17 protein-coding genes and 1 tRNA gene are annotated in these 14,499 nt (G+C 34.0%); 12 read left to right on the forward strand and 6 right to left on the reverse strand.

The window, feature by feature from the left end; translation table 11 throughout:
* Nucleotides 1–186: 186 nt before the first annotated feature.
* Complete coding sequence (locus tag ABD941_RS05440) at nucleotides 187–2,559, forward strand: GAF domain-containing protein (protein ID WP_345273017.1); 2,373 nt, start codon at nucleotides 187–189, stop codon at nucleotides 2,557–2,559.
* On the opposite strand, the gene ABD941_RS05445 is transcribed toward ABD941_RS05440, so the two are convergent.
* Complete coding sequence (locus ABD941_RS05445) at nucleotides 2,556–3,758, reverse strand: Pycsar system effector family protein (RefSeq protein ID WP_345273018.1); 1,203 nt, start codon at nucleotides 3,756–3,758, stop codon at nucleotides 2,556–2,558. The two genes, ABD941_RS05440 and ABD941_RS05445, sit on opposite strands and share 4 nt — an antisense overlap.
* Before the next feature lie 209 nt (nucleotides 3,759–3,967).
* Here ABD941_RS05445 and msrB point away from each other — a divergent pair, with 209 nt between their 5' ends.
* The 9 genes from msrB to ABD941_RS05490 all read left to right on the forward strand — a co-directional run bounded on the left by msrB (nucleotide 3,968) and on the right by ABD941_RS05490 (nucleotide 10,444).
* On the forward strand, nucleotides 3,968–4,414 hold the full coding sequence (gene msrB, locus ABD941_RS05450; RefSeq protein WP_345273019.1) for a peptide-methionine (R)-S-oxide reductase MsrB: 447 nt from the start codon (nucleotides 3,968–3,970) through the stop codon (nucleotides 4,412–4,414).
* Nucleotides 4,415–4,503: 89 nt separating this feature from the next.
* The gene (msrA, locus tag ABD941_RS05455; RefSeq protein WP_345273020.1) at nucleotides 4,504–5,043 is read left to right on the forward strand and encodes a peptide-methionine (S)-S-oxide reductase MsrA; all 540 of its coding nucleotides are present in this window, start codon (nucleotides 4,504–4,506) and stop codon (nucleotides 5,041–5,043) included.
* Between the two features lie 5 nt (nucleotides 5,044–5,048).
* Nucleotides 5,049–5,570: a peroxiredoxin family protein gene (locus tag ABD941_RS05460; RefSeq protein WP_345273021.1), complete on the forward strand. Its 522-nt coding sequence runs from the start codon at nucleotides 5,049–5,051 to the stop codon at nucleotides 5,568–5,570.
* Nucleotides 5,571–5,573: 3 nt separating this feature from the next.
* Nucleotides 5,574–5,822: a glutaredoxin family protein gene (locus ABD941_RS05465; protein WP_345273022.1), complete on the forward strand. Its 249-nt coding sequence runs from the start codon at nucleotides 5,574–5,576 to the stop codon at nucleotides 5,820–5,822.
* An 85-nt stretch (nucleotides 5,823–5,907) separates the two neighbouring features.
* Nucleotides 5,908–7,473, forward strand: coding sequence for a protein adenylyltransferase SelO (locus ABD941_RS05470; RefSeq protein ID WP_345273023.1), 1,566 nt, complete (start codon nucleotides 5,908–5,910; stop codon nucleotides 7,471–7,473).
* On the forward strand, nucleotides 7,474–8,016 hold the full coding sequence (locus tag ABD941_RS05475; protein WP_345273024.1) for a peptide-methionine (S)-S-oxide reductase: 543 nt from the start codon (nucleotides 7,474–7,476) through the stop codon (nucleotides 8,014–8,016).
* Nucleotides 7,985–9,205: a bifunctional alpha/beta hydrolase/OsmC family protein gene (locus ABD941_RS05480; protein ID WP_345273025.1), complete on the forward strand. Its 1,221-nt coding sequence runs from the start codon at nucleotides 7,985–7,987 to the stop codon at nucleotides 9,203–9,205. Before ABD941_RS05475 ends, ABD941_RS05480 begins: the two co-directional genes overlap by 32 nt.
* A gap of 5 nt (nucleotides 9,206–9,210) precedes the next feature.
* Nucleotides 9,211–9,486 (forward strand): hypothetical protein, encoded by a 276-nt coding sequence (locus ABD941_RS05485; protein ID WP_345273026.1) that lies wholly within the window; start codon nucleotides 9,211–9,213, stop codon nucleotides 9,484–9,486.
* Between the two features lies 1 nt (nucleotide 9,487).
* Nucleotides 9,488–10,444 carry an aldo/keto reductase gene (locus ABD941_RS05490; protein ID WP_345273027.1) on the forward strand — a complete coding sequence of 319 codons (957 nt, stop codon included), beginning with the start codon at nucleotides 9,488–9,490 and terminating at the stop codon, nucleotides 10,442–10,444.
* Between the two features lie 322 nt (nucleotides 10,445–10,766).
* Here the strand turns inward: ABD941_RS05490 and ABD941_RS05495 are convergent.
* From ABD941_RS05495 to trxA, 4 genes are all read right to left on the reverse strand, one after another.
* Nucleotides 10,767–10,840 (reverse strand) — tRNA-Asp (locus tag ABD941_RS05495).
* Nucleotides 10,841–10,965: 125 nt separating this feature from the next.
* On the reverse strand, nucleotides 10,966–11,895 hold the full coding sequence (locus tag ABD941_RS05500; protein ID WP_345273028.1) for a DUF58 domain-containing protein: 930 nt from the start codon (nucleotides 11,893–11,895) through the stop codon (nucleotides 10,966–10,968).
* Nucleotides 11,896–12,438, reverse strand: a complete 543-nt coding sequence (locus ABD941_RS05505; RefSeq protein ID WP_345273029.1) for a ClpP family protease — start codon at nucleotides 12,436–12,438, stop codon at nucleotides 11,896–11,898.
* Nucleotides 12,439–12,516: 78 nt separating this feature from the next.
* Complete coding sequence (trxA, locus tag ABD941_RS05510; protein WP_345273030.1) at nucleotides 12,517–12,834, reverse strand: thioredoxin; 318 nt, start codon at nucleotides 12,832–12,834, stop codon at nucleotides 12,517–12,519.
* Nucleotides 12,835–13,180: 346 nt separating this feature from the next.
* Here trxA and ABD941_RS05515 point away from each other — a divergent pair, with 346 nt between their 5' ends.
* Nucleotides 13,181–13,612: an SRPBCC family protein gene (locus ABD941_RS05515; protein WP_345273031.1), complete on the forward strand. Its 432-nt coding sequence runs from the start codon at nucleotides 13,181–13,183 to the stop codon at nucleotides 13,610–13,612.
* Entirely contained in the window at nucleotides 13,602–13,925 is a 324-nt protein-coding gene (locus tag ABD941_RS05520) for an ArsR/SmtB family transcription factor (protein WP_345273032.1), read from the forward strand. The genes ABD941_RS05515 and ABD941_RS05520 overlap by 11 nt, the downstream gene beginning before the upstream one ends.
* A 176-nt stretch (nucleotides 13,926–14,101) precedes the next feature.
* On the opposite strand, the gene ABD941_RS05525 is transcribed toward ABD941_RS05520, so the two are convergent.
* A complete protein-coding gene (locus ABD941_RS05525) occupies nucleotides 14,102–14,482 on the reverse strand; it encodes a hypothetical protein (protein ID WP_345273033.1) in 381 nt (126 codons plus the stop codon).
* Between the last annotated feature and the right edge of the window lie 17 nt (nucleotides 14,483–14,499).

Raw genomic sequence — 14,499 nt, forward strand, 5'->3', positions numbered from 1 at the left:
AATTACGAACAATTTAATTACAAATACGTTAATAACTCTTAAAACAACACGTTTTATAAGGATTTTGAAAGGTGAAAAAATACAAAATTTAACATAAAAACTTGTAACATTTTTAGTGTTATGAAGTCTATTTAATAACGACTAACACAATAATTTGTAACTTTGCATCATATAAAATCTAATATCATGGATATTAATGATAATATAGAATCACCTTTAGAACTAAAAGTTAGTTTTAATAAGCTACTGAATCTTTATGAGACTTTGGCTACTAGTGATGATGAGTTTGTTGCTGCCAAAGCCAATAGAATTCTAAAAACGGCTAAAGCTTTTCCGGAATTACGAGAAGGGTTTAGTGATATGTCGATATTAGAAGAAAGAAAAAAAGAAATTAGTGTTATTCTTCAAGATTCATTCAGTCCAGTACTGACCAAGAATGAAATTAAAACAGCTTCCGTTCCTTTTCATGATTTAATTTTTAATTCGTCAGAACGTTTTAAAAATATCATCAAAACTGCAGGTAATGATTTTGAGCTTAACATAAAAAATATGCCAAAAGATGATAAGTACATTATTGCATGTACGATCATTTTAAATTTCTGCTATGGTTATAATTTAAACTTTAAAAGACCTTTTTATTACGAAATACCAGATGCTAATGGCATATTGCATTTTTATAAGATCTTATATAATGCAGATTTTACAGAAATAATCCCAACAGATAACGCACCAAAGATCACTAAAGAAGATTATGATCAATTATTAGATAATTTTGAAAATATAGACTTGTGGAAAGAAAAATTCCCTCCAAACAGTTACATCTTTAAAGGCTTTGTAATATCTAATATTTTTGATGTTACAGATGATCAATCCATCTCTAATATTAAATCGAGTTTAATTGGAGAAGATAAGCGTAAAGATGAAAATTTCATGGAAGGTTTTTATGAAATTTTCAGATCACTTCTGGGAATAAACGATATTAAAGTTGGCTTTTCAATTTATAATAAAGAAGAAGATACTTTTGAACGTGTATATGGCGTCGGGATGAATAGCTTTCTTATAAACAATTCTGAAAGCGCCAAATGTGGCGATTCCTTATGCAAATGGTCCTATAATAGATTGTTAAAAAACAACAAATACTTTACGGTTTCAGATGTAGACAGTATGCTTGACAAAGCTAAAGGACGTGCACCACATATAACAAACCTACATAAACAAGGTATAAAAAGCGCCATTTTTGCGCCTATTGCTAATGATAAGGGGTTAATGGGCATACTAGAAATCGTTTCAAATAAACCTCAAGTATTAAACAGTATAAACGCCAATAAACTCATAGATGTTATGCCGTTTATAGTATCAGCAGTAGAGCAATCCAAAAATGATGAAGAAAATTTAATAGAAGCTATTATACAAAAAGAATGCACCTCTATCCATCCAAGTGTCCATTGGCGATTTGAAAAAGAAGCTAAAAACTTTATTAAATCGGAACTAAATGGTGAGCGGGCTACGTTTAGTAAAATAGCGTTTGAAAATATTTATCCACTTTATGGACAAATAGATATCAAAGGTTCTTCCGAAGCTAGAAATAATGCAACCCGATTGGATTTAACACTTCAGTTAAATGCTGTTAAAAGTATTTTTGAAAAAGTTTCAAAAATTGAATATTTACCCATATACGAGCAGTTTATTTATCAAATTAACGATTATCTAGAAGGGTTAAATACACACTTTCAAGTAGATAGCGAACAGCAAATTTCAGAATTTTTTAAAGACGAGGTTGAACCCGTTTTAAAGCATATTTATACTATAGATAATGTAAAAGGTGATATTGATGCTTATTTTGATAGTATTGATGAAAAGGTGGATGTACTTTATAACCATAGAAAAGATTACGACAACACCATTGCCCTGATCAATAAAGAAATGGCAGCACTTTTAGATAAAAAACAAGTAGAAGCCCAACAGATGTACCCGCATTATTTTGAACGTTTTAAAACTGATGGTGTTGAGCATAATATGTATATAGGTGAATCCATTACCAAAGAAGATTCGTTCAACCCTATATATCTTTATAATTTAAGATTATGGCAATTGCAGGTGATGTGCGAAATGGAAAACACTTACTACCAAATGCAATCTGGATTCCCTGTAGCTTTAGATGTGGCATCAATGATTTTAGTGTTCAATCAACCATTATCCATAAGTTTCAGAATGGATGAAAAACAATTTGATGTAGACGGCACTTACAATGCCAGATATGAAATTGTAAAAAAGCGAGTTGATAAAGCCTTTATAAAAGGGACAAACACCCGAGTTACTGATAAAGGGAAAATAACAATTGTCTATTCTCAAAAACAAGACGAGCGCGAATATTTAAGATATATTAAGTTTTTACAGTCTAAAAATTATCTGGACACAGATGTAGAGATTGTTGAATTACAAGATTTACAAGCTGTAACAGGCTTAAAAGCCATACGGGTAAGTGTGTTATATCATAAAAACGAAGAAGATAAAGCATTTTACACCTACAATGATTTAATGAAGGAAATTAAAGCTTAATTAATTCCTCCAAAGTATTTAAAGGCAATTGCAAAAGCAGCAACACTGATAATAATACCTACCATAAAAACGCTATAAGTAAGACGAAGGATTTTATATTTTTTATCTAAAACCAATCCTAAAAAATATAAATCCTTTTTCATAGAAGAATACAAGTAATCTCGGTCTTGCATCATTTCGCCCATAGCCCATTCAAAATCGTTAAGACTCATTTTATGAAAATTTCCAAAGAACAATAGGTTCACTTTTTTATTGGCCACATCATCTTTTGTAAACTTCCCACTGGTAATATTTGGCCTAGTTGCCAATATTGAAAGTATGATGGAAACCACGGTAAACAAAACGAAAATAATAGTTGGGACAATAAGATACGCATTAGAAGCATTATCCAGTTTAGAAACTAGATTAGATAAAACCAAAGACACAATAATAGCATTAACCGACAGTAATATATTGGCTTTAGTATCTGCAATATTACTAAGGTGCATGTGGTTTTTTAAAGTCACCCTAAACATGGTTTCAATACCACGTTCTGGTAACTCCACCTTTTCTTTTTTAAAGCTTAAGGCCTCTTTTCTCTGCTTAATCTTTTTGTTTTCGGCATCTAGCTTTTTTTTGGCTTTCAATAATTCCGAAATGTTTTTACCTTTTCTTTTATCCCAATTTGCAGAGGCTTCATTCGTATAAAAGCGATGCTTCGTTGATAAAAAATTTATGTTTTCATCCAGCCATTCGGATTCCGTTAAGGTTTTATTGAAGTTTAGTTCCCATTCTTTTCTGAGTAATTCAGAGGTTTCAAGATAACTTTTACTACCAATATGGGCACAATCGGCATCCCGTATTATTTTTTCTAAATAGTTTTTAGGAACATAATCCATTTTAGTAGCCAAAATCAAATCGCAAACAGCAGCAATAGCTTCCTCTGGACAATTCTGTGAGTTAAGAAAATCCTTGGCAATAGACACACTCTCGTCTTCATGGTTTTTAATGCTTACCGTATATCCCGTATCATGTAACCACGATGCTAGTGTAAGGATATGTTTTTCAGAATCGTTCAAGCCAGCTTCTTCTCCCAACCAATTTGCTTTTTCAACAACACGCTGTGTGTGCGTTAAATTATGATATAAAAAAGAAGTATCTAACTTTTCGTTTAATAAGGTCGTGGTAAACTTTTCGACTTCAACAATAAGCTTGTCCATAAAACAGTGTCATTTATTTAGTAAAAATACTAAACTTTATTTAACATAAAACTATAGGCATTAAAACGTAAATATTTGTCGTAAATTACATGAATACTTTCAATTGTTTATTAAGACATCAAGACCTGTAAGTTTTTAATAAACGTTTCGACCAATTTTGAGTTGAAAGCATATTATAAATTAATTAAAAAAAGAAAGGAACCCATATTATGCTAACTTGGAAAGAAGTTATCAACTTTTCCGTAAAAGGAAACCCAACTCCAGACAAACGTGTCGACAAAACTGAAACGGAATGGCAGGCACAATTAACTCCAGAGCAATTTAGAATTACAAGACAAAAAGGTACAGAACGCCCACATAGCGGAGCACTTTGTAGTATTTATGATGAAGGCCAATACAATTGCATATGCTGCAATACGCCTTTATTTGATTCTACTATTAAATTCAGTTCCGGTACAGGTTGGCCAAGTTTTACACAACCTATTAAAGATAACGCTATTAAGTACGAAAGAGACACAGCCTTTGGTATGGTCCGTGTAGAGGTCATGTGTAATACCTGCGATGCCCATTTAGGTCATGTTTTTCCGGATGGCCCAGAACCTAGCGGATTACGGTATTGCATTAATTCAGAATCCATGCAATTAGAAACAAAGTAAACAATTATTAATTTATAAACACCTTCCCTATTTTTTAAAGGGAAGGTGAGTTTAATTCTTATGAGAATTAAAGGCAGAAGGGCAAATACATGAACGATAAAAACATACAAGTAGCCACATTTGGTGGTGGCTGTTTTTGGTGTACAGAAGCAGTATTTCAAGAAGTAAAAGGTGTAGCAAACGTAGTTTCTGGATATTCTGGAGGGCATGTTCCAGGACATCCAACCTATAGGGAAATATGCTCTGGTTTAACCGGGCACGCCGAAGTGGTGCAAATAACTTTTGATACGAATGTGATTTCTTATGAAGATATTTTAGTCATTTTTATGACAACCCATGACCCAACAACCTTGAATAGACAAGGTGCCGATAAAGGCACCCAATACCGTTCGGTTATTTATTATCATGATGATGCTCAAAAAGAGATTGCTGAACTTGTGGTTAAAGAAGTGGCCCCATATTATGAAAACACTATAGTGACCGAAATAAGCCCTTTAGATGTTTTTTACGAAGCCGAAAAGGAACATCAAGATTATTATAGAAATAATCAAACCCAGGGCTATTGTAGTTTTGTAATAACACCAAAGTTAGCCAAACTCAGAAAACTTCATGCGGATAAATTGAATTAGAATTAATGAAAATTAAATTTAAAGAAAGGGATAATTATATGTCTAATGCATTAGAGCACCCCAATATATTTAAGGCTCCAGAATTTGAGGTTCATCATTGGATTGATGCCAATGGATACAAAATTGAGCCTATAAAACTATCCCATTTTAAAGGACAGTTTAAAGTGGTGTATTGTTTCCAAAGTTGGTGTTCAGGTTGCCACAGTAAAGGTTTACCGGATTTAAAAAAAATGGCTGAGGCTTTAAAAAGCAATAATAATATAGTGTTTTTGGCTGTGCAAACCGTTTTTGAAGGTCATGACTCAAATACTTATGAAAAGATGGTTGAAACCCAAAAGGAATACGATTTAAAAATACCTTTTGGGCATGATGCTGGTCATGACGGACAATCCATTTCTAATATCATGACTAACTACCAAACAGGTGGTACACCTTGGTTTTTGTTTATTGATAAACATGATAATGTGGTGTTTTCAGATTTTCATTTAAATCCAGATGCGGCTATTGAACTGTTAAAAACCATGTGAGTTTTGAAAATAGACATAAAACTTTACGGTGCCAAAAGATGCCATAAAACACAATACTACAAAACGTATTTAGACGATTTGAATTTGGAGTATGTGTTTCTTGATGTTGAATTGGATCATGAGCATGCTAAAGCATTAAGACACCTTTACGAAAACAGTAAACTTAATTTCCCAACGATTACCATCGGAGAAAAGAAATTAAGGAATCCGTCGGATAACGATTTAAAAAAATGGATTGAAAAATTAGTATGAAACTTCCATACCTGTATAGTTAATAAAAATAAGAATGGTTAAATGGAAGCTACATGTGACTATTGAAAAAAATAAACATGAACACATGAAACTAAATATAAAAGACAAATTCAATAACGAATTACCAGCAGATCCCATTTTAGAAAATAGAAGAAGACAAGTTTCTAAAGCATGCTTTTCTTTTGTTAGCCCTAAAAGCACATCAAATCCAGAGCTATTACATGTATCTCCTGAAATGCTTAACAATTTAGCCTTAAATGAAGCCGATAGCAAAAGTGAAACGTTTTTAAAGACCTTTACAGGAAACCGTATATTACCAAACACAAAACCCTATGCCATGTGTTATGGTGGTCATCAGTTTGGAAATTGGGCCGGACAATTAGGCGATGGTCGAGCGATTAATTTATTTGAAGTTGAGCACCATTCAAAACGTTGGACCTTACAGTTAAAAGGTGCTGGAGAAACACCATATTCGCGAACAGCCGATGGCTTGGCGGTATTGCGTTCGTCAATCCGTGAGTATTTATGTAGCGAAGCCATGTATCATTTAGGTGTGCCAACAACACGCGCTTTATCCTTAGCCTTAACTGGCGATCAAGTATTACGGGATGTTATGTATAATGGCAATGCGGCTTATGAAAAAGGGGCTGTAGTAACACGTGTATCTCCAAGTTTTTTAAGATTTGGGAGTTACCAGATTTTCGCAGCCAAACAAGATGATACAACGTTAAAAACCCTAGTTGATTATACCATAAAAGAACATTTTCCCGATTTAGGACCAGCGAGAACTCCAGACACCTACCTCGAATTTTTTAAGATGGTATCTCAACGCACCTTAGATATGATTATACATTGGCAACGTGTTGGTTTTGTGCACGGTGTGATGAACACTGATAACATGTCTATCCTGGGTTTAACCATAGATTATGGGCCTTATGGCTGGCTAGAAGATTTTGATTTTGGCTGGACTCCAAACACGACCGACAGCCAACACAAGCGTTACCGTTATGGCAACCAGCCCAATATAGGCTTATGGAATTTAATGCAATTGGCCAATGCCTTATACCCATTAATTAAAGATATTCCGGCTTTAGAAGGTGTTTTAGAAGCTTATAAAACCAATTTTGATATCGCGTCATTACAGATGATGCGTTCAAAATTAGGTATGCAAACAGAAATTGCTGAAGATAAAGTGCTCATTCAAGATTTAGAGGAAAATTTGCATCTTACAGAAACCGATATGACCATATTCTTTAGAAATTTAAGTGATTTCAAAAAAGACACCCCTTCAAATGGATTAAAAGTGGTAAATGATGCATTTTATAAGGCAGCTGAAGTTTCGGGTGTAATCATACAAAAATGGGAAACATGGTTTGAACGCTATTCTGTACGCTTAAAACAAGAGTCTATTTCAGATGAAGAAAGAAAAGAAAAAATGAATGCCGTCAATCCCAAATACGTATTGCGCAATTATATGGCACAATTGGCTATTGATGCGGCTAATGATAGTAATTATAAGCTAATAGATGAATTGTTTCAATTATTAAAACAGCCGTATAGCGAGCAGCCCGAGCATCAAAAGTGGTTTGCTAAACGTCCGGATTGGGCACGACATAAAGTAGGATGTTCCATGTTATCATGCAGTTCATAAATGAATGGGTTACAAAAAATAGCATTGGGAGGTGGATGCCATTGGTGTACAGAAGCCGTGTTTCAATCTTTAATGGGTGTTACCAAAGTAGAACAAGGTTATGTGGCTTCAACCAATGAGAATAGCACATTTTCTGAAGCTGTAATTGTTCATTATAATTCCAAAGATATATCGCTTAAAACGTTGATTGAAGTTCATTTGCACACCCATAAAAGTATGAGTAAGCATAGCATGCGAGACAAGTACCGTTCTGCAATTTACACCTTTTCAGACATCCAAAAAAGGGAAGCCGAAGAGCTTATAGAAACATTTCAAAAAGTGTTTAATCATAAATTGATTACTAGTGTATTGCCTTTTAAAACTTTTAGAGCATCCAGACAAGACATCACGAATTACTATTATAAAAACCCGAAGAAACCCTTTTGTGAAAGCTTTATAAATCCAAAGCTTAAAATACTATTAGACCAATTCTCAATATACACCGATCAAAATAAATTAAAACATATACAACATGCCAAGTACCAAACTGAATATTCAAAATAATAAGGGACACAAATTACAAGCGTATTTAGAGTTGCCTGCAAACCAGAAACCAAACCACTACGCCATATTTGCACATTGCTTTACATGCAATAGTTCCCTGTCTGCTGTTAAAAACATCAGTAGGTCACTTACCAATCATGGGTTTGGTGTTGTACGTTTTGATTTTACAGGCTTAGGAAGAAGTGAAGGCGAATTTTCAGAAAGCTACTTTTCTGCAAATGTTGATGATTTGTTGGCAGTTAGCGATTATTTAAAAACCCATTACAAAGCACCTAGCTTATTGGTAGGACACTCATTGGGCGGTGCCGCTGTAATTGTTGCCGCTTCAAAATTAGAAAACATAAAAGCCGTTGCAACTGTTGGTGCTCCAGCCACAGTAACACATGTTAAGCACTTGTTTTCGCATGGTATAGATGAGATAAAAGAAAAAGGAGAGGTAGAGGTCAATATTGGCGGAAGACCTTTTAAAATCAATGAAGCCTTTGTGGATGATTTTGGTAAAATTGATTTACCAGAAATCACTAAAAATTTACGTAAACCCTTGTTGATTATGCATGCCCCTTTTGATAATGTGGTTGGTATTGAAAATGCCCATAAATTGTATCATGACGCCCATCACCCTAAAAGTTTTGTGAGTTTGGATGATGCTGACCATTTATTGTCAAACTCAAAAGACAGCGTTTATGTTGGTCATATGATTGGCACTTGGGCACTGCGTTATTTCCCAGAAATGACAAATAGTATGCTGGACACTAAAGGCGAACAATTAGTTGGTCATCTTAATCTCATAGAAGACAACTTTACAACAAATATCCAGACAAAAAAACACACTATGATTGCCGATGAGCCAATATCTGTAGGTGGCGATGATTTTGGGCCTTCGCCCTACGATTATTTAAGTGCGGGGTTAGCAGCTTGTACCGTTATGACATTAAAACTTTATGCCGAACGAAAAAAATGGGATTTACAAGATGTCTTTGTCTATATTACCTATTCCAAAAAACACAGTGATGATTTAATGTTGGATATAGAACAATCTAAACGAATTGATCATTTGCAAAAACGATTGAAGTTTATTGGTGATTTAGATGAAAAACAAAAACAACGTTTAAAAGACATTGCATCCAAATGTCCTGTGCATAAAACATTGCAAAGTGATGTTATTATTGAAACCGAACTCATAAAATAAACACCATGACTATAATAGATAATTTAAAGACCTATTTTAAAAGAAAATCAGAACACAAAGAAACTGGAAACGCACCTGAAGGCATATGTCCAAATTGTTGGGGAAGACAAGAATGGGAGGGGGAACACTATACATTTATGAAAGGTGAAAATGGAAATCCAAGTACAGCAACCTACAATACCTTTATACAAGATGTTGCTAGAAAATTAGATAAGATAAGCATACATAATAGTACATATACTTGCGAAACCTGTCAAGCAAAATACAACAACAAGCATTAATATGGCATCAACAAAAATAGGTTTAGGTTTAGCAGCTCTAGGCAGACCAGAATACATAAATATAAGAGATAACAAGTCTATAGATAAATCTGTAGACGCTTTTAAAAACAATGCGTTTTTGGTTTTGGATGAAGCATATACTTTAGGAGTTCGGTACTTTGATACAGCACCATCCTATGGCAAAGGCGAAGCATTTCTGGAGGCATGGCATGTTAAAAATAATTATCCAGATGTTGTTTTAGGCACAAAATGGGGCTATACTTATGTGGCCAATTGGAAACTGGGTTTTAGTGGTAAACATGAAATTAAAGAACATGCTCTAGGCAAATTGCAAGAGCAATGGCAGGTTTCTAAACGCATGCTTCCAAAATTAAAATACTACCAGGTTCATTCTGCCACTTTTGAAAGTGGCATTTTAGAAAATAACCCTGTACTCAATCAGCTTTCCGATATAAAAAAAGAAACTGGGCTTAACATTGGAATTACAACAAGTGGGGCCAATCAAAAAGCGGTTATTGAAGCGGCTTTAAACCTTCAAATTAATGGAGAAGCCCTTTTTGATAGTTTTCAAGTAACCTATAATATATTTGAGCAATCTACTTTTTCAATATTAAAAAACACCCTTCAACAAGGTAAAAATGTCATCATTAAAGAGGCATTAGCCAACGGACGTGTTTTTCCAAATGAAAAATTTCAGCATTATCAGGCCTCTTACAAAAAAATGCAACACTTATCTGAAAAATATCAAGTAGGAATAGATGCTATTGCTCTGCGTTTTGTAATAGATAGTTTAAATCCAACGTATGTATTAAGTGGTGCCTCAAACACAAAACAACTTCAAGAAAATTTAAAAGCGTTACATTTTGTATTTACAGAACAAGAACTCGAAGCGCTCAAGGCTGTGAATGTTAAAACTGAAGCGTATTGGAAGGAACGTAGCCTGTTACATTGGAATTAAATGTATGGCATTTCTAATCCAATAGTTTTACAAAACAAAAAAGAGCCACAATTTCTCGTAAGCCCCTTTTATTGATTAATAGCACTTATAGGACACAGGGGTTATTGAAAAGTCACATTTTTTTAATTTTGCTATGTTTTAGACAATGTTTAAAACAAAAAAGCATCCCGATTTTCGGTAAAGAAAAAAGGAAAGCTTCTCATTGGAAATGCTGAATAAAATTCAACATAACTACGTCATGCACAAGGCATGAACAACACAACATTTTACAATTACTAAAAAAAGCCCTAATTTCTCAGAGCTTTCTTTTTGCAATTTTTTGCGGTCTGGACGGGACTCGAACCCGCGACCTTCGCCGTGACAGGGCGACATTCTAACCAACTGAACTACCAGACCGTTGCATTATTGCGGTTGCAAATATACACGCCTTTTTTTATATCTCAAATGTTTTCTCCTCTTTTTTATAGAAATTTTTAAAAAAGATTTGCCATTAAATAGTCATCCTCGTAGACGCAGGAATCTCAAGCAAACTTTTGGCGTTCTATCATATAGGTAGTGAGGATGTTATTAAAATTTTTATTAATATCAGCCTCCACATATTTTATTTTGTACTGGGCGCATTTTAGACGTAATGCTGTAAAATAATCATCTACAGCTTTACTATAATTGTCTTTTATGGAATCTGCATACAGATTTATATATTCACCCGTTTCAACATCAATAAAACGTTTTGGTTTGTTATCAAAATCAAACTGCAATTCCTTTTCTTTATCGAATACATGAAATAAAATCACTTCGTGTTTATTATATTTTAGGTGCCTTAATGCTTCAAATAATTTTACGTCATCTTCTGAGGTTTGAAACATGTCCGTAAACAAAAAAATCATAGAGCGTTTATGAACTTTTTCAGCTATTTCATGCAAATACTTATACGTTTCTGTTTGTTTATTTAAGGACTTCGATACGACCGCACTACTTAAATGATTCAATAACATTTGATGATGGCGCTCACTCCCTTTTTCAGGCGCATAATAATCATACGCATCACTGTAAATACTTAAACCAACAGCATCACGCTGCTTTTTTAAAATATGCATTAAAGAGGCTGCTGCTAGTGCCGAAAACCCTATTTTATTTAAACTGTCAATAGAAAACGAATCTAACTTCGGGTAATGCATTGAACTACTGTTGTCTAAAATAATATGACAGCGCAAATTCGTTTCATCATCATAACGCTTGGTGTAGAGTTTATCTGTTTTAGCAAACAATTTCCAATCTATATGACGTGTACTTTCGCCTTGATTATAAATTTTATGTTCCGCAAATTCAGCAGAAAATCCATGAAACGGGCTCTTATGCATTCCAGCAATAAAACCCTCTACCACTTGTTTGGCAAGTAGTTCTAGATTTTTAAACCCTTCTGCTTTATTTAATTCGCTTCGTAAATTCAATTATATCATTTTATCAACAATCCCATAAGCCACAGACTCCTCTGCGCCCATCCAATGGTCACGATTAAAATCTTTCATGACTTTATCAAACTTTTGCCCACAGTTTTTAGCTAAAATTTTTGCGCTTAACTCTTTTGTTAGCAAGATTTCTTTAGCCGTAATTTCAATATCACTAGCCTGACCACGAGCTCCGCCACTTGGCTGATGAATCATAACACGGGCATGTGGCTGAATAAAACGTTTACCTTTAGTTCCTGCAGATAATATAATTGAGCCCATTGATGCTGCAAAACCAGTACAAATAGTAGACACATTGCTTTTTAAAGATTTCATGCAATCATAAATTGCAAAACCAGACGTTACATAACCGCCAGGACTATTAATATATAAATGAATATCCTTGGTTTCCAAAGCATCTAAATACATTAACCTATCAATAACATGCTTTGCAGAATCATCATCTACTTGTCCCCACAAAAACACTTTGCGTTGTTCTATCAATTTACTATCAATAATATCCTGCACTTTTATTGTATCACTCATAAGTTTTAATTTTAGTCTAAAATAAAAAAAGGTTCACCATTCCGGCAAACCTTTTCTACTTTCTTTTTTTCTTATCTATTACAAAAGCCCATCAATAGCATCTGTGTAAGCATTTTTAGGTGCTACACCAACTTGACGTCCAACAACCTCACCGTTCTGAAAAACCAAAACCGTAGGGATGTTACGCACACCATATTTGGCAGCAAACTCTTGGTTAGCATCAACATCAACCTTACCTACAACGGCTTTACCATCATATTCATCACTAATTTGCTCTATAATTGGTCCAACCATTCTACATGGTCCACACCAAGCTGCCCAAAAATCCACCAATACAGGCTTCTCACTTTTTAAAACCGTTTCTTCAAACGTTGCATCTGTTATCTCTAATGCCATAATATTTATATTTTAATATGTTCTTAATTCGTTTTAATAACACAAATTTAGTCAAAAAAAACTCGAAAGCTTACATAGCAACAATTTGTTTTCCCTATAATGGCATCAGTTCGTTTTATTTTAATCTTTTGGGCGCAACCACAAGGGTCGGGCTATCCGTTACAAGTCCTCGCACCTCTCCCGATAGCTATCGGGATCGGGCTGTGGGCTTTCCGCTTCTATCCCTTGCGCAAGTGTAAAACTTTCAAGAAAATTCCAACTAAGCAACTAAAAAGTTGCATATTAAAATCATTTGTTTTATATTAGCAACCACATAGTTGCATAATAATCAAATAACAGAATAATTATGACAGATTCAATTAAAAAAGAAGTGCTATTTAATCACGGCATAGACAAAGTATGGAATGCCATATCAAAAGCCGAAGAAATCTCAACTTGGTTTATTCCAGCCAATTTTAAAGCAGAAAAAGGATATAAATACACCTTTACTTCGCCTCCAAACGATAAAGGTTGTACTGTTATTTGTGGTGAAGTGCAACATGCTAATCCATACGTATTAATATACACCTGGATAGTTGCAGATACAAAAACAGAAACTACTGTAAAATGGGAGTTAACATCTACCGAAAATGGCACGAAACTAAACTTGGAACATTCAGGCATTTCAAATTATAAAGGTGAAACCGCCATAGCCATGTTTGAAAGCTTTAATGGTGGATGGGATAATTGTATTTCTGGTTTAACAAATTATTTAAAAAATTTAGTTAATGCAGGATAAAATAACCAAACTTTTTAAAGCTATTGCAGACCCAACAAGGCGTGACATTTTTCACGCTTTGGTTATTGCAACCTCAGCCTTATCGATCACACAAATATCAAACCAGTTTGAAATGACCAGACAGGGGGTCACCAAACATATTAAAACGCTAGAAGATGCTGGTTTAGTCCATATCGAATCGCAAGGTCGTGAGCGTTATTGTAATGCCAATCCAAAACAACTTAAAGACGTTAATAAATGGGTTCAATTCTATGCGCAATTTTGGAATGATAAATTGGATCGTTTAGGGGATTACTTGGATGGTAAAGTTTAATAAATTACACCGAGGTAAGCTTACGATGTATTAAAATTCCAAAAAATTAGCAAAACTCTTATTGTTATGAGTTTTGCTAATTTTCAGATAATATCTTGCATTTGATTTATTTATCTGGCAGATTCTTGCGCTTTTTTCTAATGAAAAAGTTAAGAATAATATTAACTTAAAATTTATTACCATGCACCAGGCAACCCAGATTTATCAATTTCTGTAGAATGATTTAATTCTAAAAAACTATTAGTTACTTGAATATTGCTTCCACCACTTATTCTAAAAAGGAGAGCATTGGCACCAACTAATTTTCTAAAATATTGTTCCGTTACTTCGCGAAATTGTTCATAATTCAGATTCTTTTTCAACTCTTCAGGCACTTCAACTTCAATTGGGTCTTTTTCAAATGAAAAATCTTTACCTCCAAATGGTTGCCTTAAAACCGACTCATAACTAACGCCATCTATTGTAAAATATACAATTGAAATCATATGTTCATTGTTGCTTCCAAATACTTGAGAATTTATTCTAGCACTGCAATAATTAATTCTAATTTTATTCATTTTATTTTTTTATTCCT

The organism is Flaviramulus aquimarinus, assembly GCF_039543205.1.
Taxonomy (GTDB): Bacteria; Bacteroidota; Bacteroidia; order Flavobacteriales; family Flavobacteriaceae; genus Flaviramulus_B; species Flaviramulus_B aquimarinus.

What these genes read in the sequence shown, in the direction of transcription:
- ABD941_RS05520 (WP_345273032.1), top strand. Translation starts at nt 13,602, where the DNA reads ATGCAGGATAAAATAACCAAACTTTTTAAAGCTATTGCAGACCCAACA.
- msrB (WP_345273019.1), top strand. Translation starts at nt 3,968, where the DNA reads ATGCTAACTTGGAAAGAAGTTATCAACTTTTCCGTAAAAGGAAACCCA.
- ABD941_RS05440 (WP_345273017.1), top strand. Translation starts at nt 187, where the DNA reads ATGGATATTAATGATAATATAGAATCACCTTTAGAACTAAAAGTTAGT.
- ABD941_RS05490 (WP_345273027.1), top strand. Translation starts at nt 9,488, where the DNA reads ATGGCATCAACAAAAATAGGTTTAGGTTTAGCAGCTCTAGGCAGACCA.
- ABD941_RS05505 (WP_345273029.1), bottom strand. Translation starts at nt 12,438, where the DNA reads ATGAGTGATACAATAAAAGTGCAGGATATTATTGATAGTAAATTGATA.
- ABD941_RS05525 (WP_345273033.1), bottom strand. Translation starts at nt 14,482, where the DNA reads ATGAATAAAATTAGAATTAATTATTGCAGTGCTAGAATAAATTCTCAA.
- ABD941_RS05475 (WP_345273024.1), top strand. Translation starts at nt 7,474, where the DNA reads ATGAATGGGTTACAAAAAATAGCATTGGGAGGTGGATGCCATTGGTGT.
- ABD941_RS05515 (WP_345273031.1), top strand. Translation starts at nt 13,181, where the DNA reads ATGACAGATTCAATTAAAAAAGAAGTGCTATTTAATCACGGCATAGAC.
- ABD941_RS05485 (WP_345273026.1), top strand. Translation starts at nt 9,211, where the DNA reads ATGACTATAATAGATAATTTAAAGACCTATTTTAAAAGAAAATCAGAA.
- ABD941_RS05480 (WP_345273025.1), top strand. Translation starts at nt 7,985, where the DNA reads ATGCCAAGTACCAAACTGAATATTCAAAATAATAAGGGACACAAATTA.
- ABD941_RS05460 (WP_345273021.1), top strand. Translation starts at nt 5,049, where the DNA reads ATGAAAATTAAATTTAAAGAAAGGGATAATTATATGTCTAATGCATTA.
- msrA (WP_345273020.1), top strand. Translation starts at nt 4,504, where the DNA reads ATGAACGATAAAAACATACAAGTAGCCACATTTGGTGGTGGCTGTTTT.
- trxA (WP_345273030.1), bottom strand. Translation starts at nt 12,834, where the DNA reads ATGGCATTAGAGATAACAGATGCAACGTTTGAAGAAACGGTTTTAAAA.
- ABD941_RS05445 (WP_345273018.1), bottom strand. Translation starts at nt 3,758, where the DNA reads ATGGACAAGCTTATTGTTGAAGTCGAAAAGTTTACCACGACCTTATTA.
- ABD941_RS05470 (WP_345273023.1), top strand. Translation starts at nt 5,908, where the DNA reads ATGAAACTAAATATAAAAGACAAATTCAATAACGAATTACCAGCAGAT.